This is a genomic window from Streptomyces sp. NPDC034086 (assembly GCF_055575515.1).
This window is the reverse complement of sequence record NZ_JBVISM010000011.1, coordinates 119,455-136,822: the sequence shown is the minus strand read 5'-3', so window position 1 is coordinate 136,822 and position 17,368 is coordinate 119,455. Positions and strand designations below refer to the sequence as shown.

General features: G+C 72.4%; 16 protein-coding genes. 9 read left to right on the top strand and 7 right to left on the bottom strand.

Going from position 1 to position 17,368, the window contains the following annotated elements:
• The first annotated feature begins 192 nt into the window (after positions 1–192).
• The 4 genes from ACZ514_RS23605 to ACZ514_RS23590 all read left to right on the top strand — a co-directional run bounded on the left by ACZ514_RS23605 (position 193) and on the right by ACZ514_RS23590 (position 4,087).
• Positions 193–1,119, top strand: a complete 927-nt coding sequence (locus tag ACZ514_RS23605; RefSeq protein ID WP_468167181.1) for an ABC transporter ATP-binding protein — start codon at positions 193–195, stop codon at positions 1,117–1,119.
• Entirely contained in the window at positions 1,116–1,883 is a 768-nt protein-coding gene (locus tag ACZ514_RS23600; RefSeq protein WP_468697608.1) for an ABC transporter permease, read from the top strand. The genes ACZ514_RS23605 and ACZ514_RS23600 overlap by 4 nt, the downstream gene beginning before the upstream one ends.
• Positions 1,884–1,956: 73 nt before the next feature.
• Positions 1,957–3,093: a hypothetical protein gene (locus tag ACZ514_RS23595; protein WP_469125578.1), complete on the top strand. Its 1,137-nt coding sequence runs from the start codon at positions 1,957–1,959 to the stop codon at positions 3,091–3,093.
• Between the two features lie 4 nt (positions 3,094–3,097).
• Positions 3,098–4,087: a COX15/CtaA family protein gene (locus ACZ514_RS23590; RefSeq protein WP_468167175.1), complete on the top strand. Its 990-nt coding sequence runs from the start codon at positions 3,098–3,100 to the stop codon at positions 4,085–4,087.
• Between the two features lie 65 nt (positions 4,088–4,152).
• On the opposite strand, the gene ACZ514_RS23585 is transcribed toward ACZ514_RS23590, so the two are convergent.
• The 3 genes from ACZ514_RS23585 to ACZ514_RS23575 form a co-directional block, all read right to left on the bottom strand.
• Complete coding sequence (locus ACZ514_RS23585; protein WP_468167173.1) at positions 4,153–5,247, bottom strand: amidohydrolase family protein; 1,095 nt, start codon at positions 5,245–5,247, stop codon at positions 4,153–4,155.
• 106 nt (positions 5,248–5,353) lie between these two features.
• Positions 5,354–5,722, bottom strand: a complete 369-nt coding sequence (locus ACZ514_RS23580; protein ID WP_468167171.1) for a hypothetical protein — start codon at positions 5,720–5,722, stop codon at positions 5,354–5,356.
• Between the two features lie 24 nt (positions 5,723–5,746).
• A complete protein-coding gene (locus ACZ514_RS23575) occupies positions 5,747–6,694 on the bottom strand; it encodes a heme o synthase (RefSeq protein WP_468167388.1) in 948 nt (315 codons plus the stop codon).
• A 314-nt stretch (positions 6,695–7,008) separates the two neighbouring features.
• Here ACZ514_RS23575 and tkt point away from each other — a divergent pair, with 314 nt between their 5' ends.
• The 5 genes from tkt to pgl all read left to right on the top strand — a co-directional run bounded on the left by tkt (position 7,009) and on the right by pgl (position 13,844).
• Positions 7,009–9,096, top strand: coding sequence for a transketolase (gene tkt, locus ACZ514_RS23570; RefSeq protein WP_469125577.1), 2,088 nt, complete (start codon positions 7,009–7,011; stop codon positions 9,094–9,096).
• Between the two features lie 35 nt (positions 9,097–9,131).
• On the top strand, positions 9,132–10,253 hold the full coding sequence (gene tal / locus ACZ514_RS23565) for a transaldolase (protein ID WP_468167167.1): 1,122 nt from the start codon (positions 9,132–9,134) through the stop codon (positions 10,251–10,253).
• 2 nt (positions 10,254–10,255) lie between these two features.
• Positions 10,256–11,785: a glucose-6-phosphate dehydrogenase gene (gene zwf, locus ACZ514_RS23560; protein ID WP_388945578.1), complete on the top strand. Its 1,530-nt coding sequence runs from the start codon at positions 10,256–10,258 to the stop codon at positions 11,783–11,785.
• Positions 11,782–12,852 carry a glucose-6-phosphate dehydrogenase assembly protein OpcA gene (gene opcA, locus ACZ514_RS23555; RefSeq protein WP_469125576.1) on the top strand — a complete coding sequence of 357 codons (1,071 nt, stop codon included), beginning with the start codon at positions 11,782–11,784 and terminating at the stop codon, positions 12,850–12,852. The genes zwf and opcA overlap by 4 nt, the downstream gene beginning before the upstream one ends.
• A gap of 209 nt (positions 12,853–13,061) precedes the next feature.
• Positions 13,062–13,844, top strand: coding sequence for a 6-phosphogluconolactonase (gene pgl / locus ACZ514_RS23550; protein WP_469125622.1), 783 nt, complete (start codon positions 13,062–13,064; stop codon positions 13,842–13,844).
• 57 nt (positions 13,845–13,901) lie between these two features.
• On the opposite strand, the gene pgi is transcribed toward pgl, so the two are convergent.
• From pgi to tpiA, 4 genes are all read right to left on the bottom strand, one after another.
• A complete protein-coding gene (gene pgi, locus ACZ514_RS23545; protein WP_469125621.1) occupies positions 13,902–15,554 on the bottom strand; it encodes a glucose-6-phosphate isomerase in 1,653 nt (550 codons plus the stop codon).
• A gap of 171 nt (positions 15,555–15,725) precedes the next feature.
• On the bottom strand, positions 15,726–16,061 hold the full coding sequence (locus ACZ514_RS23540) for an RNA polymerase-binding protein RbpA (protein WP_007263454.1): 336 nt from the start codon (positions 16,059–16,061) through the stop codon (positions 15,726–15,728).
• Between the two features lie 179 nt (positions 16,062–16,240).
• Positions 16,241–16,474, bottom strand: a complete 234-nt coding sequence (secG, locus tag ACZ514_RS23535; protein ID WP_468167161.1) for a preprotein translocase subunit SecG — start codon at positions 16,472–16,474, stop codon at positions 16,241–16,243.
• A 115-nt stretch (positions 16,475–16,589) separates the two neighbouring features.
• Positions 16,590–17,366 (bottom strand): triose-phosphate isomerase, encoded by a 777-nt coding sequence (tpiA, locus tag ACZ514_RS23530; RefSeq protein ID WP_468167384.1) that lies wholly within the window; start codon positions 17,364–17,366, stop codon positions 16,590–16,592.
• Positions 17,367–17,368: the final 2 nt, after the last annotated feature.

The window sequence follows — 17,368 nt, the reverse complement described above, 5'->3', positions numbered from 1 at the left end:
CCACCAGCGGACCTCCGCCCGGGGCGGGCGTTCCGGGGCTGAACGTCAGGTTCCGGGGACGTCACCGAAAGCCGCCGGACCACGGAGGCCGCACGGCGGAAAAGAACCTCTTGCGCGACCGGCGATCCGTGTCCGACGCCCTCCCACCCCGGGGCGGAGACCCCCTTCCGGGGCTCCGTAGACTCAGTCACCATGAGCAACGACCCCGCCGTGGAGATCCGCGGACTGGTGAAGCGGTACGGCCCCAAAACGGCGGTGGACGGCCTGGACCTCACCGTCCGGCGCGGCTCCGTCACCGCGGTCCTCGGCCCCAACGGCGCGGGCAAGACCACCACCGTGGAGACCTGCGAGGGCTACCACCGCCCCGACGCCGGAACCGTCCGCGTCCTCGGTCTCGACCCGGTCGCCGACGCCGGGCGGCTGCGCCCGCGCGTCGGCGTGATGCTCCAGTCCGGCGGGGTCTACTCCGGCGCCCGCGCCGTCGAGATGCTGCGCCACATGGCCAGGCTGTACGCCGACCCCCTCGACGTCGACGCCCTCGTGGAACGCCTCGGCCTCGGCGGCTGCGGCCGCACCGCCTACCGCCGGCTCTCCGGCGGCCAGCAGCAGCGGCTCGCCCTGGCCATGGCCGTCGTCGGCCGCCCCGAGCTGGTGTTCCTGGACGAGCCCACCGCCGGCCTCGACCCCCAGGCCCGCCGCGCGACCTGGGACCTCGTACGCGAACTGCGCGCCGACGGGGTCACCGTCGTCCTCACCACCCACCACATGGACGAGGCCGAACAGCTCTGCGACGAGGTCGCCATCGTCGACGCCGGCCGGGTCATCGCCCACGGCAGCCCCGAGGTGCTGTGCCGGGGCGGCGCCGAGAACACCCTGCGCTTCACCGGCCGTCCCTCCCTCGACCTCGCCTCCCTGCTCAAGGCCCTGCCCGACGGCACGCAGGCCGCCGAGCTCACCCCCGGCGCCTACCGGGTCACCGGTGACGTGGATCCGCAGCTGCTGGCCACCGTCGCCTCCTGGTGCGCCCAGCACGGGGTGATGCCCGACAGCCTCTCCGTGGAGCGGCACACCCTCGAAGACGTCTTTCTCGAGCTCACGGGCAAGGAGCTGCGCGCATGAGCGCCGGTACGTTCACCCCCCGGCCGGGGTCCGCGCCCGTGTCCCGGATGATCTGGGCGCAGACCGCGCTGGAGACCCGGATGCTGCTGCGCAACGGGGAGCAGCTGCTGCTGACCGTGATCATTCCGGCGCTGCTGCTGACCCTCTTCTCCGCCGTCGACATCGTCGACACCGGGGAGGGGGAGGCCGTCGACTTCCTGGCACCGGGCGTCCTCGCGCTCGCGGTCATGTCCACCGCCTTCACCGGCCAGGCCATCGCCACCGGCTTCGACCGCCGCTACGGCGTGCTCAAGCGGCTCGGGGCCTCCCCGCTGCCGCGCTGGGCGCTGATGGCCGCCAAGACGCTGTCCGTGCTGGTCACCGAGGTGCTCCAGGTGGCCCTGCTGACGGTGATCGCCCTCGCGCTCGGCTGGTCCCCGCAGGGGAACCCGCTGTCGGTCGCGGCGCTGATCCTGCTCGGTACGGCGGCCTTCTCCGGGCTGGGGCTGCTGATGGCGGGCACCCTCAGGGCCGAGGCGACCCTGGCCGCGGCCAACCTGGTGTTCCTGCTGCTGCTGGTCGGCGGCGGGGTGATCGTGCCGCTGGAGAAGTTCCCCGGCGCCGTGCGGGACGTGCTCGGCCTGCTGCCGATCTCGGCGCTCTCGCACGGGCTGCGGGAGGTCCTCCAGCACGGGGCCGCGCTCCCGTGGGGCGACGCGGCCGTACTGGGCGGCTGGGCCGTACTGGGCCTGGGCGCCGCGGCGAGGCTGTTCCGCTGGGAGTGAATCACCGCTCCTGATCGTTGCCCCGGCGGGAGGATGACCAGCCTCCACACATCGGAACGCCGGGGGGCGTGGCATGGCGCAGCGGGAGGCCGCTCTGCGGCTGGACGGGGAATGGGCGCGGATCCGGTCGGGGGCGGCGGCGGCCGGGCCCGCCGAGAGCGAGCGGCTGCTGCGGGAGCTGATCGGCGCGCTGCGCGGGCCCGCCCTGACCGATCCCGAGTGCGCCGCCCGGCTCGGGCTGCGCCTGGGCGACCTCGCCGCACGCCGGTTCGGGGGCGGGGACCGGGCCGGGGCGCTGGCCGCGATCGAAGAGGGGCTCGGCCACGCGCGGCGGGCCGCGCCGCACGCGCCGGAGTACGCCCGGTGGTACGCGCGGGGGCTGATCAACCAGGGGGTCTGGCTGGCCTGGCCGCTGAGCGACGGCGCCCGGCTGCCACGGCACCCCCTGGGCGGCGGCGCCGGGAGCGGCCCGGACGCGATGGAACGGGCCGCCGGCGAACGGGCCCGTGACGTGACGCGGGCCGCCGTCGAGGTCTGGGCCGGCCTGGACCAGGAGGACCCGGTCAACCGGCGGGGGCTCGCGCAGGCCAAGGTGTTCCTCGCGGACCGGCTCGCGGAGCTGGGCTCCGCGTCGCAGGCGGTCGCGTGGGCGGTGGACGCCGAGTCGGGGTTCCGCCGGCTGCTCCTCGCGGACCCGGGGCCCGAGGCGGCGCGGGAGGCGGAGGAGGCCCTGGACCACATCGGCCGGCAGCTGGAACTGCGGCTGCGCTTCCTGGACCTGGACGCGCTGGCGGGGCTCCGGGCCGACGGGCTGCTGCCCGAGCGGCTGCTGCCGCAGGCGGTGGTGGCCGCCCGGATCCGGGGCGTGCCCGAGGCGGTGATCGCGGCCCGGCTGGGTCTGGACGCCGAGCAGGTCGCCACGATGCTGGAGGTGACCCCGTGGCGCGCGGTGTGGCGGGTCGAGGTGCGGGGCGCCGACGGGCTGTGGACCGTACAGCCGGACCCGTGGCGGGGGTCGGCGCAGGTGAGGGGGCTGACCGCCGAGGAGGTCGGGGACGGGCTGGTGCGGGGGTTCGCCCGGTCGCCGGCGCGGCCCGGCGGGGGCGGACTGTGGCGGGTGCTGGTGTGGTGGCACGAGGAGGGGGATCCGGCCGGGGCCCGGTTCCGCCGGACGGTCGGGCCCGACGCCGCCGCCGGGACCCCCTCGTGAAACTTTGCACAAGGCGCCGCATACGATAGGCGCCGTGTTGAACCCATTCGCATACATCGCCGACCGCTGGACGCCGTCACCCCGGACCGTCCGGCGGGCCGCGGCCGCCGCGCTCCTGATGAGCGTGGCCATCATCGTCACCGGCGGCGCGGTGCGGCTGACCGGATCCGGTCTCGGCTGCGACACCTGGCCCAAGTGCACCGACGACAGCCTCGTCGTCACGCAGGCCCAGGGCTTCCACGGGGTCATCGAGTTCGGCAACCGGATGCTGACGTACGTGCTGAGCGCGGCCGTCGGCTGGTTCATCCTCGCGGCGCGCGCGGCGAAGCCGTGGCGGCACTCGCTGACGAAGCTCGGGTGGACCCAGTTCGCCCTCGTGATGAGCAACGCGGTCCTCGGCGGCATCACCGTCCGGACCGGCCTCAACCCGTACAGCGTCGCCGGGCACTTCCTGCTCGCCACCGGCCTGATCGCGGTCACCACCGTCTCCTGGCAGCGCACCCGCGAGGGCGACGGCGCCCCGCGGCCGCGCGTGCCCGGGCCGGTGCGCAAGCTGGCGTGGGCGCTGGTCGCCGCCACCCTCGTACTGATCGCGGCGGGCACGGTCGTGACCGGCTCCGGTCCGCACGCCGGCGACAAGAGCGAGATCAAGCGGATGCCGTTCGACTGGGCGGCCACCGCCCACGTGCACGCGATCGCCGCCTGGCTGGTCTGCGCGCTCGCCGTAGCGATGTGGCTGGTGCTGCGCGTGGTGGACGCCCCCGGCGACACCCGGGCGCGCGCCCGCGACCTGCTGGTCGTCCTGCTCGCCCAGGGTGCGATCGGCTACGTCCAGTTCTTCACCCAGCTGCCCGAGGTACTGGTCGCCGCGCACATGCTGGGCTCCTGCCTGGTGTGGATCGCGGTGCTGCGCCTCGCCCTCGCCCTGCGCGAGCGCTCCGGCGACCGGGTGGAGGCCCCGGCACGGGACGAGGAGCAGCTCTCGGCGGTCTGACCCCGCGGCGCCGGCCCCGGCCCCGAGGCCCCCGCGGGCCGGCACGTCCGCCGCGCACCCGGCCGTCAGCCGCGCTCGTCGAGCCGGTAGAGGCGCCGCGCGTTGCCGGCCGCCAGCATCCCGGCGACGCGCTGGGCGTCCTGCCAGGACCAGGCCCCCTCGGCGACCCAGCCGCCCAGGACCCGGTCGAGCGCCTCGCGGAACACCAGTGCGCCGACCGCGTGCAGCTCGGGCAGGTTCCGCCCGCCGCTGGAGAACAGCAGTTTGCCGAAGGGCGCGAGCTCCAGCAGTTCCGCCAGTACGGCGGCGGCCCGCGCCCCCGTGCGGGCGAGGCCCGGGCCGACGTCGGCGTGGAGGTGCGGGTGCTGCGCCGCCAGCCGGGCGGCGTGCCGGTGGTACGGGTACCCGCCGCTGAGCACCAGCTGCGCGCCCGTGCCGGCGGTGGCCCGTACGAACCCGGTCAGCGGCTCCGGGTCGGCCCCGCCGGTGTGCAGCTGCAGCGGCAGCCCGGAGCCCGCCGCGCTCCACATCAGGTGCCGCAGGAGTACGGGGTCCCGCAGCTCCCCTCCCCTGGCCCGTACGGCCAGCCACCGCCCGGCGGCCGCCCGTACCTCGCCCGGCACCGGCGGTTCCGGGGCTCCGGCCAGGGCGGCCGCGCAGCCGGTGCGGGCCCCGCACGCGAAGGCGACGGCCGAGGCCGCGGCGTGGTGGACGGCTCCGGCGAGGTTGGCGAGGAAGGCGACGACGGTCCCGGAGGTGTCGGCGGCCTGCTCGGCGAGCAGCTCCAGCCGGACCACCTCGAAGGCCTCGGCGTTCCCGGCCAGGGCCAGCTCCTTGGTCCCGGTGAGGTCCCCGGGGGCTCCCGTGTCGACGAGGTACGCGCCCGTCCCCGAGCCCCTCAGCAGCCGTCGGGTGCTCTCCGCGGCCCCGAGCTCGCGGCGCCGGGCCAGGTACCTGGCGGGTGCGCAGTGCGGCTCCAGGCCGAGCAGGGGCGGGCACCAGCGGCGCACGGCGAAGCCGGTCTGGGTGTCGAAGAAGGTGGTCCCCGGTGCGGGCGGGCCGGCCGGGTGGATCAGCTGGGCCTCGAAGGTGGCGATCCCCAGCTCCGTACGGAGCACTCCCTGGCAGTGCTGGTCCACCAGGGGCGGCGTTTCGATCATCCGGTCATCCCGTTGCGGACGTGAGGAAGCGGCTTCCACACGTCCTAACGGGTGAGCGGGGTGTGAAGTATTGCCCGCTCTGTTGACCGACCCGCGTTCGAGGTCCTCAGGCGGCCGGGTTGGCGGGGCCGCCGAGCTGGATGCCGGCCATCCGCGTCCACTCGTACGGGCCGGTCCTGACGCGGGCCGCGAACTCCCCGTCGAACTCCTCGTGGAGGGTCAGTCCGGCCTGTTCGGCGGCGAGCTGGGCCACGGCGTAGCTGGGGGCCACCAGGTCGCCCCAGCCGCCGTCGGTGCCGACGAGCACGATCCGGGTGCCGGCCTGGCCGATGTGCGCGAGCTGGCCCTCGGCGCCGCCGTGCCGCTTGGCGAACGCGCCGATCTGCCGGGCCAGCTTCGCGGCCGTACGGCTCTGCTTCTTGTCCGCGGGCGCCGTGGCCCCGGAGGTGTCTGCGGTCTCTGCGGTCTCTGCCATGGACGGCATGCTACCGGCGAGTAATCAACGGAGGAAGGGATCCACGGCGACGGCGACGAAGAGGAGCGACACATAGGTGATCGACCAGTGGAACAGCCGCATCTCCTTGAGCTTCGCGCCCGTCACCCCGGCCTTGGCCCGGGCGCTCAGCGCGTGCGCCTCCCACAGCCACCAGCCGCCGGCCAGCAGCGCCACCGAGGTGTAGAACCAGCCCGTGTACCCCAGCGGCGTGAGCAGCAGCGAGACCGCCACCATCACCCAGCTGTAGAGGACGATCTGGCGCGCCACGGCCTTGTTGCCCGCCACCACCGGCAGCATCGGCACGCCGACCCGCGCGTAGTCCTCCTTGACCTTCATGGACAGCGGCCAGTAGTGCGGCGGCGTCCAGAAGAAGATGACGAGGAAGAGGATGACGGCGGCCCAGGAGACCTCGTTCTTGACCGCGGACCAGCCGATGAGCACCGGCATGCAGCCGGCGATCCCGCCCCAGACGATGTTCTGCGCGGTGCGCCGCTTCAGCAGCATCGTGTAGACGACCACGTAGAAGAGGAGCGCGCCGAGGGCGAGGGCGGCCGACAGCCAGTTGATCAGCAGGCCGAAGAACAGGGTCGAGACGACCCCGAGCGAGATGCCGAAGACCAGGCATTCGGCGGGGCTCACCATGCCGGTGACCAGCGGCCGCTGCGATGTGCGGTCCATCAGCGCGTCGATGTCGCGGTCGATGTACATGTTCAGCGCGTTGGCGCCGCCCGCGGAGAGGTAGCCGCCGAAGCAGGTGGCGAGCACCAGCCACAGCGACGGCACGCCCTGCTCGGCGAGGAACATCACCGGCACTGTGGTGATCAGCAGAAGTTCGATGATCCGCGGCTTGGTCAAAGCCACGAAAGCCATGGCCCGGGCCCCGAACGGCCGGTGACCGGGGCTCGTCCCGAGCACCCCCGCTGGACGGGATTCGACGGCCGTCACGCACACCCCTGAGAGAGAATCCAGCAAGCTCCGTCACGGCCCCTGTCAGTGGATGAAGGGCCGGTAAAGGCTTGCGCGTACCACGCCACTGTAGACGTAGCTCTTACCTCGCCCTGCGCGGGGGTCGCCTCGTGTTGGGCCGATCGGACCGACCCGCGCGTCCTCGGCGGCGGATCCCGGGTGAACGGCGGGCAGCGGGACGACGACGCACTGCCTGCACTCGAATAGCCCCACGCCCTGGCGGGGGTAGGCTCGGAATCGCGCCGGTGTCACCGTTCGTCACCGGCAATACAACATGTGGAGAGGAGCCCTGACCAACGGTGAGCACCAAGCCGACCACCCCAGAGCTCGAGTGGACCGAACTGGACCAGCGGGCCGTCGACACCGCCCGCATCCTGGCCGCCGACGCGGTCCAGAAGGTCGGGAACGGACACCCCGGTACGGCGATGAGCCTGGCCCCCGCCGCGTACACGCTTTTCCAGAAGGTCATGCGGCACGACCCCTCGGACCCGGAGTGGGTCGGGCGTGACCGTTTCGTGCTCTCCGCGGGGCACTCGTCCCTGACTCTTTACACCCAGCTCTACCTGGGCGGGTTCGGCCTGGAGCTGGACGACCTCAAGGCGTTCCGCACCTGGGGCTCCAAGACCCCCGGGCACCCGGAGTACGGCCACACCGCCGCCGTCGAGACCACCACCGGCCCGCTGGGCCAGGGCATCGCCAACGCGGTGGGCATGGCCATGGCCGCCCGTTACGAGCGCGGCCTGTTCGACCCGGAGGCCGCCGAGGGCACCTCCCCGTTCGACCACATGGTCTACGCGATCGCGGGCGACGGCTGCCTCCAGGAGGGCATCTCCCACGAGGCGTCCGCGCTGGCCGGCCACCAGAAGCTCGGCAACCTGGTGCTGCTGTGGGACGACAACCACATCTCCATCGAGGGTGACACGGAGACGGCCGTCTCCGAGGACACCATGAAGCGCTACGAGGCGTACGGCTGGCACGTCCAGCGCGTCGAGCAGCAGGAGAACGGCGACCTCGACCCGAAGGCCCTGTTCGCCGCCCTCCAGGCCGCCAAGGCCGAGACCGGGCGCCCGTCCTTCATCGCGGCCCGCTCGATCATCGCCTGGCCCGCCCCGCACGCCCAGGGCACCGAGGCCTCCCACGGCTCGGCCCTCGGCGACGACGAGGTCGCCGCGACCAAGCGCGTCCTCGGCTTCGACCCCGAGCGGACCTTCGAGGTGTCCGACGAGGTCCTCGGCCACACCCGGAGCCTGGTGGACCGCGGCCGTGACGCGCGCGCCGCCTGGGAGAAGGACTTCTCCGCCTGGCGCACCGCCAACCCGGAGCGCGCCGCCGCCTTCGACCGGATCGAGGCCAACGAGCTGCCCGAGGGCTGGGAGGACAAGCTCCCCGTCTTCGAGACCGGCAAGGGCGTCGCCACCCGCGCCGCCTCCGGCAAGGTCCTGGAGGCCCTCGGCTCGGTCATCCCCGAGCTGTGGGGCGGCTCGGCCGACCTGGCCGGCTCCAACAACACGACCATCGACAAGACCTCCTCGTTCCTGCCGGCGGGCAACCCGCTGCCGGAGGCCGACCCGTACGGCCGGACCATCCACTTCGGCATCCGCGAGCACGCGATGGCCGCCGTGATGAACGGCATCGCGCTGCACGGCCACACCCGGATCTACGGCGGCACCTTCCTGGTGTTCTCCGACTACATGCGCAACGCCGTCCGCCTCTCCGCGCTGATGCACCTGCCGGTGACGTACGTGTGGACGCACGACTCCATCGGCCTCGGCGAGGACGGCCCGACCCACCAGCCGGTCGAGCACGTCGCCTCGCTGCGCGCCATCCCGGGTCTGAACGTGGTCCGCCCGGCGGACGCGAACGAGACCGCCGTCGCCTGGCGCGAGATCCTCAAGCGCCACACCAAGGTGTACGGCAAGGGCGCCCCGCACGGTCTGGCGCTCACCCGCCAGGGCGTGCCCACCTACGAACTCAACGAGGACGCCGCCAAGGGCGGCTACGTGCTCTTCGAGGCCGAGGGCGGTCCCGCCCAGGTCGTCCTCATCGGCACCGGCTCCGAGGTGCAGCTGGCCGTCGCCGCGCGCGAGGCCCTGCAGGCCGAGGGCGTCCCGGCGCGCGTCGTCTCGATGCCCTCCGTCGAGTGGTTCGAGGAGCAGGACCAGGAGTACAAGGACAGCGTCCTGCCGCCCTCCGTCAAGGCCCGAGTGGCGGTCGAGGCCGGCATCGGCCTGACCTGGCACCGTTACGTCGGGGACGCGGGCCGGATCGTCTCGCTGGAGCACTTCGGTGCCTCGGCCGACGGCGCCGTCCTGTTCCGCGAGTTCGGCCTGACCGCCGAAGCCGTGACCGCAGCCGCCAAGGCCTCCCTCACCGCCGCCGCGCGCTGAAGACCGGCACTGACCCAGTAGGAGATGTAATTCCCATGGCAGCAGACGCACTCAAGCGCCTCTCCGACGAGGGCGTGGCGATCTGGCTGGACGACCTGTCCCGCAAGCGCATCACGTCCGGCAACCTCGCCGAACTCATCGACCAGCAGCACGTGGTCGGTGTCACCACCAACCCGTCGATCTTCCAGAAGGCGATCAGCAGCGGCGACGGCTACGAGCAGCAGCTCGCGGACCTCGCCGTCCGCAAGGTCACGGTCGACGAGGCCATCCGCATGATCACGACGGCGGACGTCCGTGACGCCGCCGACATCCTGCGCCCGGTCTTCGACGCGACCGAGGGCCAGGACGGCCGCGTGTCGATCGAGGTCGACCCGCGCCTGGCGCACGACACCGCGGCGACCGTCGCCGAGGCCAAGCAGCTCGCCTGGCTGGTGGACCGCCCCAACACCCTCATCAAGATCCCGGCGACCGAGGCCGGCCTGCCGGCCATCACCGAGGTCATCGGCAGGGGCATCAGCGTCAACGTCACGCTGATCTTCTCGCTGGAGCGCTACCGCGCGGTCATGGACGCGTACCTGGCGGGTCTGGAGAAGGCGAAGGCCGCCGGCCTGGACCTCTCCAAGATCCACTCGGTCGCCTCCTTCTTCGTGTCCCGCGTGGACACCGAGATCGACAAGCGCCTCGACGGCATCGGCACCGACGAGGCCAAGGCCCTGAAGGGCAAGGCGGCCCTCGCCAACGCCCGTCTGGCCTACGAGGCGTACGAGGAGGTGTTCGGCGGCGAGCGCTGGGCGGCCCTGGACAAGGCGCACGCCAACAAGCAGCGCCCGCTGTGGGCCTCCACCGGCGTCAAGGACCCGGCGTACAAGGACACCCTGTACGTGGTGGACCTGGTCGCGCCCGGCACCGTGAACACCATGCCCGAGGCCACCCTGGAGGCCACCGCCGACCACGGCGAGGTCTCCGGTGACACCATCCGCGGCACCTACGAGCAGGCGCGCGCCGAGCTGGACGCGGTCGCGAAGCTCGGCATCTCGTACGACGATGTGGTGCAGCTGCTCGAGGACGAAGGCGTCGAGAAGTTCGAGGCGTCGTGGAACGACCTGCTGAAGTCGACCGAGGCGGAGCTGACGCGCCTCGCCCCCGCGGAGGACTGAGTATTTTGTCGGTAAACGGAGCGAACCCGCTTCGTGACGCACAGGACCGGCGGCTCCCGCGGATCGCGGGGCCGTCCGGCCTGGTCATTTTCGGCGTTACGGGTGACCTGTCGCGCAAGAAGCTGATGCCCGCCGTCTACGACCTCGCGAACCGCGGCCTGCTGCCCCCGGGCTTCTCGCTGATCGGTTTCGCCCGCCGTGAATGGCAGGACGAGGACTTCGCCCAGGAGGTGTACGAGGCGGTCAAGGAGCACTCGCGCACCCCCTTCCGTGAGGAGGTCTGGCAGCAGCTGGTGCAGGGCTGCCGGTTCGTCCAGGGCGAGTTCGACGACGACGCGGCCTTCGAGACGCTCAAGTCGACGATCGAGGAACTCGACAAGGCCCAGGGGACGGGCGGCAACTTCGCCTTCTACCTCTCGGTGCCGCCCAAGTTCTTCCCCAAGGTGGTCCAGCAGCTCAAGAACCACGGGCTGGCGCAGAAGGAGGGCTCCTGGCGGCGTGCCGTCATCGAGAAGCCCTTCGGGCACGACCTGAAGAGCGCGGAAGAGCTCAACCAGGTCGTCCACGAGGTCTTCCCCCGGGACGAGGTCTTCCGGATCGACCACTACCTGGGCAAGGAGACCGTCCAGAACATCCTGGCGCTCCGCTTCGCCAACACGATGTTCGAGCCGATCTGGAACCGGTCGTACGTCGACCACGTCCAGATCACCATGGCCGAGGACATCGGCATCGGCGGCCGGGCCGGCTACTACGACGGCATCGGCGCGGCCCGCGACGTCATCCAGAACCACCTGCTCCAGCTGCTGGCGCTCACCGCGATGGAGGAGCCCGGCTCCTTCCACCCGAAGGCCCTGGTGGCGGAGAAGCTGAAGGTGCTCAGCGCCGTCCAGATCCCCGAGGACCTCGGCAAGCACACCGTGCGCGGCCAGTACTCGGCGGCCTGGCAGGGCGGCGAGAAGGTCGTCGGGTACCTCGAAGAGGACGGCATCGACCCCAAGTCGAAGACCGACACCTACGCGGCCATCCGCCTGGAGATCAACAACCGCCGCTGGGCGGGCGTCCCCTTCTACCTGCGGACGGGCAAGCGCCTGGGCCGCAGGGTGACCGAGATCGCGGTGGTCTTCAAGCGGGCCCCGTACCTGCCGTTCGAATCGGGCGCGACCGAGGAGCTGGGCCAGAACGCCCTGGTCATCCGGGTCCAGCCGGACGAGGGCGTGACGGTCCGCTTCGGCTCGAAGGTGCCGGGCACCTCCATGGAGGTCCGGGACGTCACGATGGACTTCGCCTACGGCGAGTCCTTCACGGAGTCCAGCCCCGAGGCCTACGAACGGCTCATCCTCGACGTCCTCCTCGGTGACGCGAACCTCTTCCCGCGCCACCAGGAAGTCGAGCTGTCCTGGAACATCCTCGACCCGATCGAGGAGTACTGGGACAAGCACGGCAAGCCCGCCCAGTACGCGGCGGGCACCTGGGGGCCGGTCGAGGCGGACGAGATGCTCGCACGAGACGGACGGAGCTGGCGCCGGCCATGAAGATCGACCTCACGGAGACCACCTCCAGCAAGATCAACGCCGCGTTGGTGCAGGCGCGCCGGGACATCGGCACGCCGGCCATCGGCATGGTCCTCACGCTGGTGATCGTGACCGACGAGGAGAACGCGTACGACGCGCTCAAGTCGGCGAACGACGCCTCCCACGAACACCCCTCGCGGATCGTCGTCGTGGTCAAGCGGGTCAGCCGCTCCCCCCGCAGCCGCCGCGACGCCCGCCTCGACGCGGAGATCCGCGTCGGCGCGGACTCCGGCACCGGGGAGACGGTCGTACTGCGCCTGCACGGGGAACTGGTCAACCACGCCCAGTCGGTCGTGCTCCCGCTGCTCCTGCCGGACGCCCCCGTGGTCGTCTGGTGGCCGGAGGGCGCTCCCGCGGACCTGGCGGGCGACCCGCTGGGCGCGCTGGGGCAGCGCCGGATCGCGGACACGTACTCCTCGGAGGACCCCCTCGGCGCCCTCGCCCTGCGGGCGGAGGCGTACAAGCCCGGTGACACGGACCTGTCGTGGACCCGGATCACCCCCTGGCGCTCCATGCTGGCCGCCGCGCTGGACCAGCAGGCGGTGTCGGTCGTCTCCGCGACCGTCGAGGGCGAGGACGAGAACCCGAGCTGCGAGCTGCTGGCCATGTGGCTGGCGGACCGCCTCGGGGTCCCGGTCCACCGGGCCCTGTCCGACGGGCCGGGGCTGACCGCCGTACGCCTGGAGACCAAGGACGGCGTGATCGTCCTGGACCGCGCGGACGGTGCGCTGGCGACGCTGTGCATGCCGGGGCAGCCCGACCGTGCGGTGGCGCTCAAGCGCCGCGACACGGCGGAGCTGCTGGCGGAGGAGCTGCGCCGGCTGGACCCGGACAACACGTACGAGGCGTCGCTGAAGTTCGGCGTCGGCCGCCTGGCGGCCGCCGCGGCTCCGGCGGAGCCCACGGGCGGCGGGAACGGCGCCGGCACCGCCGTCAAGGCCGACGCCGCGGCCGCGGCCGGAGCCGGAGCCGGGGCCGAAGCGCCCTCCGCGAAGCCGAAGCCGGCCAAGCGGGCGGCGGCGAAGTAACGGCGGGCTGACGGCCGGCCGGGGCCGGACCGGAACGGGCCGGTGGAGCTGGATCCCACAGCTCCACCGGCCCGCTCCACCCGGCGCCCGGACCCCGGCCCCGGTCTTCCGGGAAGGGGCGGGGCGGGTGTGCGGCTCCGCGCGGCGGCACCGCACACCCGCGCGCACCATTCATCCCAGAACTACCAAGAAGGCGGCAGCACATGGGTATGACGACTCCCCAGGTCGTCGTCCACCGGGACAAGGAGCTGATGGCCCAGGCCGCGGCGGCCCGGCTCATCACGAAGATCGTGGACGCGCAGGCGGCCCGCGGCTCGGCCTCCGTGGTCCTGACCGGCGGCCGCAACGGCAACGGCCTGCTGGCGGCGCTCGCCGCCGCCCCCGCCCGGGACGCCGTCGACTGGTCGCGCATCGACCTCTGGTGGGGCGACGAGCGTTACGTCCCCGCCGACGACCCCGAGCGCAACCACGTCCAGGCCCGCGAGGCACTGCTGGACTCGGTCCCCGTGGATCCGGCGCGCGTGCACGCGATGCCCGCCTCCGACGGACCGTACGGCGACGACGTCGACGCCGCCGCGGCCGCCTACGCCGCGGAACTGGCCAAGGCCGCCGGGCCCGAGGACCACGGCCCGGTGCCCACGTTCGACGTGCTGATGCTGGGCGTGGGCCCGGACACCCACGTGGCGTCCCTGTTCCCCGAGCACCCGGCGGCCCGTGAGACCGAGCGCACCGTCGTCGGCGTCCACGGCGCCCCCAAGCCGCCGCCGACCCGCGTCTCGCTCACCCTCCCGGCGATCCGCGCGGCCCGCGAGGTCTGGCTGCTGGCGGCCGGCGAGGACAAGGCGGGGGCGGTGGCCATCGCCCTGGGCGGGGCCGGCGCGGTCCAGGCCCCGGCTGCGGCCGCCCACGGCCGCAGCCGCACCCTGTGGCTGCTGGACCGCGCGGCGGCGGCCAAGCTGCCCGCCGGGCTGTACCCCCCGGCCTCCGCCTGACGGGAGCCGCGCGAAGGGCCCCGCACCGGCAGCCGGTGCGGGGCCCTTCGCCGTGCGTCAGCGGCCGCGCAGTTCGCGGTACGCGGTCACCAGCGCCCGCGTCGACGGGTCGAGGCCCTCCACGTCCGAGCCCTCCGTCAGCGCCGGCTCCACGCGCTTGGCGAGGACCTTGCCGAGTTCGACGCCCCACTGGTCGAAGGAGTCGATGTTCCACACCGCGCCCTGTACGAACACCTTGTGCTCGTACAGCGCGATGAGCTGTCCCAGCACCGACGGCGTCAGCTCGGCGGCGAGGATGGTCGTGGTCGGGTGGTTGCCCCGGAAGGTCTTGTGCGGGACGAGTTCCTCGGCGACGCCCTCCGCACGCACCTCGTCCGGGGTCTTGCCGAAGGCCAGGGCCTGCGTCTGGGCGAAGAAGTTCGCCATCAGCAGGTCGTGCTGGGCGGCCAGCGCCGGCGGCAGTTCCGCCACCGGGCGGGCGAAGCCGATGAAGTCCGCCGGGATCATCCGGGTGCCCTGGTGGATGAGCTGGTAGTAGGCGTGCTGTCCGTTGGTTCCGGGCGTGCCCCACACCACCGGGCCGGTCTGCCAGTCCACCGGATTGCCGTCCCGGTCCACGGACTTGCCGTTGGACTCCATGTCCAGCTGCTGCAAGTAGGCCGTGAAACGGGAGAGGTAGTGGCTGTACGGGAGCACGGCGTGCGACTGCGCGTCGAAGAACGCCCCGTACCAGATGCCCAACAGGCCCAGCAGCAGCGGGGCGTTGCGCTGGGGGGGCGCGGTGCGGAAGTGCTCGTCCATGGCGTGGAAGCCGCCGAGCATCTCGCGGAAGGCGTCCGGGCCGATGGCGATCATCAGGGAGAGGCCGATGGCGGAGTCGAAGGAGTAGCGTCCGCCGACCCAGTCCCAGAAGCCGAACATGTTGGCCGGGTCGATGCCGAACTCGGTGACCTTCTCGGCGTTGGTGGACAGCGCCACGAAGTGCCGTGCCACGGCGGCCTGGTCGCCGCCCAGGCCCGCGAGCAGCCACTCCCGTGCGGAGGTGGCGTTGGTGATGGTCTCGATGGTGGTGAAGGTCTTCGACGCGATGATGAACAGCGTCCGCGCCGGGTCGAGATCGCGCACGGCCTCGTGCAGGTCGGCGCCGTCCACGTTGGAGACGAACCGCACGGTCAGGTCGCGGTCGGTGAAGGCGCGCAGCGCCTCGTACGCCATGGCGGGGCCCAGGTCGGAGCCGCCGATGCCGATGTTGACGACGTTCTCGATGCGCTCGCCGGTGAATCCGGTCCACTCCCCCGACCTGACCTGGCGGGAGAAGGCCGCCATCCTGTCGAGGACCTCGTGCACGCCGGGTACGACGTTCTCGCCGTCCACCTCGACGACCGCGTCCAGGGGGGCGCGCAGCGCGGTGTGCAGGACCGCGCGGTCCTCCGTCACGTTGATCTTCTCGCCGCGGAACATCGCGTCCCGCAGCTCCGCCACGCCGGTGGCCGAGGCCAGTTCGCGCAGCAGCCCGAGCGTCTCGTCGGTGACGAGGTGCTTCGAGTAGTCGATGTGCAGGTCCCCGACGCGCAGCGTGTAGCCGGTGCCCCGGTCCGGGTCCGACTCAAACAGTTCCCGCAGATGCGTCTGCCCCAGCTCTTCCCGGTGCTTGCCGAGGGCGTGCCACTCGGGCGTCCGGTTGAGCCTCGTACGGCTGTCTGCGTTCATCTCGGACATCAACCCACTTCTTCCGTCCTGTTGTGCCCCGCCACCGTCCAACTTAAGGGATCGGAAGGGGGACAACGCGCACGAAGGGGCCCGGTCCGCGGGATTGCCCCTCCCGCGGACCGGGCCCCCGAGCCGCTCTCGAGCGCGGCCGGCCGTGTGCGGACGGGCCGCTCAGATCTCGCCGCGGAGCTTGGCGAGGGCCTCGGCGAGGATCGCCTCGCCGTCGGCGTCCGTGCGGCGCTCGCGGACGTACGCGAGGTGCGTCTTGTACGGCTCCGTGCGCGGCGGCGCGGGCGGGTTGTCCCGGTCCTGGCCGGCCGGGAACCCGCAGCGCGGGCAGTCCCAGGTGTCCGGCACCTGCGCGTCGCTGGCGAAGCTCGGCTGCGTCTCGTGCCCGTTCGAGCACCAGAAGGAGATGCGCAGGCGGGGCGCGGATTCACCGCGCTCGGCCTCGCCCATCGGCCCGGCTCCGACCCGACTTCCACGAATCGCGTTGCCACTTGCCACGGTCGTAACTCCCTGCGTGATGGTGCCGCGGAGCGTGAGGGGATGTCCGCTGCGGGCGCCCCAGTCTACGTAAGGCCCAACGCGCGTCCAGCAACCGGAGTTACTCGCTCCGGCCGTGGACGCAGGCCCTCATGATAGGCCGGGCGGGACCGCCGGGACGGGCCGAACGGCCGGAACCGTCAGGCCGCGGAGGACTTCATGAGCAGGCCGAGCGCGACGATGCAGGCGAACCACAGCAGGCCGACGACGACCGTGATGCGGTCGAGGTTGCGCTCGGCCACGGAGGAACCGCCGACCGAGGACTGCATGCCGCCGCCGAACATGTCGGAAAGGCCGCCCCCCTTGCCCTTGTGCATCAGCACGAGCAGCATCAGCAGAGCGCTGAAGACGAGCAGGGCGATCGAGAACCCCATAACCACGGCTGATTCCTACTTTCTGGGCTTGCTGGGAGGAAGCGGGGGCCGGCAGGCCGCGCGTACGCGGCCCCCGGCCCCCGCAAGGGTACGACGGATCGGCCCTACCGCATACTCACTGGTCGCGGAAGCGGACGATCTTGACGAACTCGTCCACGTCCAGCGCGGCGCCGCCGATCAGCGCGCCGTCGACATCGGGCTGGGCCATGATCGCGGCGATGTTGCCGGCCTTGACCGAGCCGCCGTACTGGATGCGGACCTTGTCGGCCAGCTCCTGGGAGTACAGCTCGGCGAGGCGGCCGCGGATCGCCCCGCACACCTCCTGCGCGTCCTCGGGGGTGGCGACCTCGCCGGTGCCGATCGCCCAGACCGGCTCGTACGCGATCACGAGGGACTCGGCCTGCTCGGCCGGGAGGTCCTTGAGGCCGCCGTCGACCTGGGCCAGCGTGTGCGCGACCTGGTTGCCGGCCTTGCGGACGTCCAGGCCCTCGCCGACGCACAGGATCGGGGTGATCCCGTTGCGGTAGGCGGCCTTCACCTTGGCGTTGCAGATCTCGTCGCTCTCGCCGTGGTACTGGCGGCGCTCGCTGTGGCCGACGGCGACGAAGGCGCAGCTCAGCTTCGACAGCATCGGGCCGGAGATCTCACCGGTGTACGCGCCGGCGTCGTGCGCCGAGATGTCCTGGGCGCCGTACTTGATCTTCAGCTTGTCGCCGTCGACCAGGGTCTGGACCGAGCGCAGGTCGGTGAAGGGCGGGAGCACCGCGACCTCGACGGCGTCGTAGTCCTTGTCCGTGAGCGCGAAGGCGAGCTTCTGGACGTGGGCGATGGCCTCGAGGTGGTTGAGGTTCATCTTCCAGTTGCCCGCCATCAGCGGGGTGCGGCCGTTCACAG

Bases quoted from the DNA above. Each gene is read 5' to 3' on its own strand.
- opcA (WP_469125576.1), top strand. From the start codon at position 11,782: ATGAAGATCGACCTCACGGAGACCACCTCCAGCAAGATCAACGCCGCG.
- pgi (WP_469125621.1), bottom strand. From the start codon at position 15,554: ATGAACGCAGACAGCCGTACGAGGCTCAACCGGACGCCCGAGTGGCAC.
- ACZ514_RS23600 (WP_468697608.1), top strand. From the start codon at position 1,116: ATGAGCGCCGGTACGTTCACCCCCCGGCCGGGGTCCGCGCCCGTGTCC.
- ACZ514_RS23595 (WP_469125578.1), top strand. From the start codon at position 1,957: ATGGCGCAGCGGGAGGCCGCTCTGCGGCTGGACGGGGAATGGGCGCGG.
- ACZ514_RS23580 (WP_468167171.1), bottom strand. From the start codon at position 5,722: ATGGCAGAGACCGCAGAGACCGCAGACACCTCCGGGGCCACGGCGCCC.
- pgl (WP_469125622.1), top strand. From the start codon at position 13,062: ATGACGACTCCCCAGGTCGTCGTCCACCGGGACAAGGAGCTGATGGCC.
- secG (WP_468167161.1), bottom strand. From the start codon at position 16,474: ATGGGGTTCTCGATCGCCCTGCTCGTCTTCAGCGCTCTGCTGATGCTG.
- ACZ514_RS23605 (WP_468167181.1), top strand. From the start codon at position 193: ATGAGCAACGACCCCGCCGTGGAGATCCGCGGACTGGTGAAGCGGTAC.
- tal (WP_468167167.1), top strand. From the start codon at position 9,132: ATGGCAGCAGACGCACTCAAGCGCCTCTCCGACGAGGGCGTGGCGATC.
- ACZ514_RS23585 (WP_468167173.1), bottom strand. From the start codon at position 5,247: ATGATCGAAACGCCGCCCCTGGTGGACCAGCACTGCCAGGGAGTGCTC.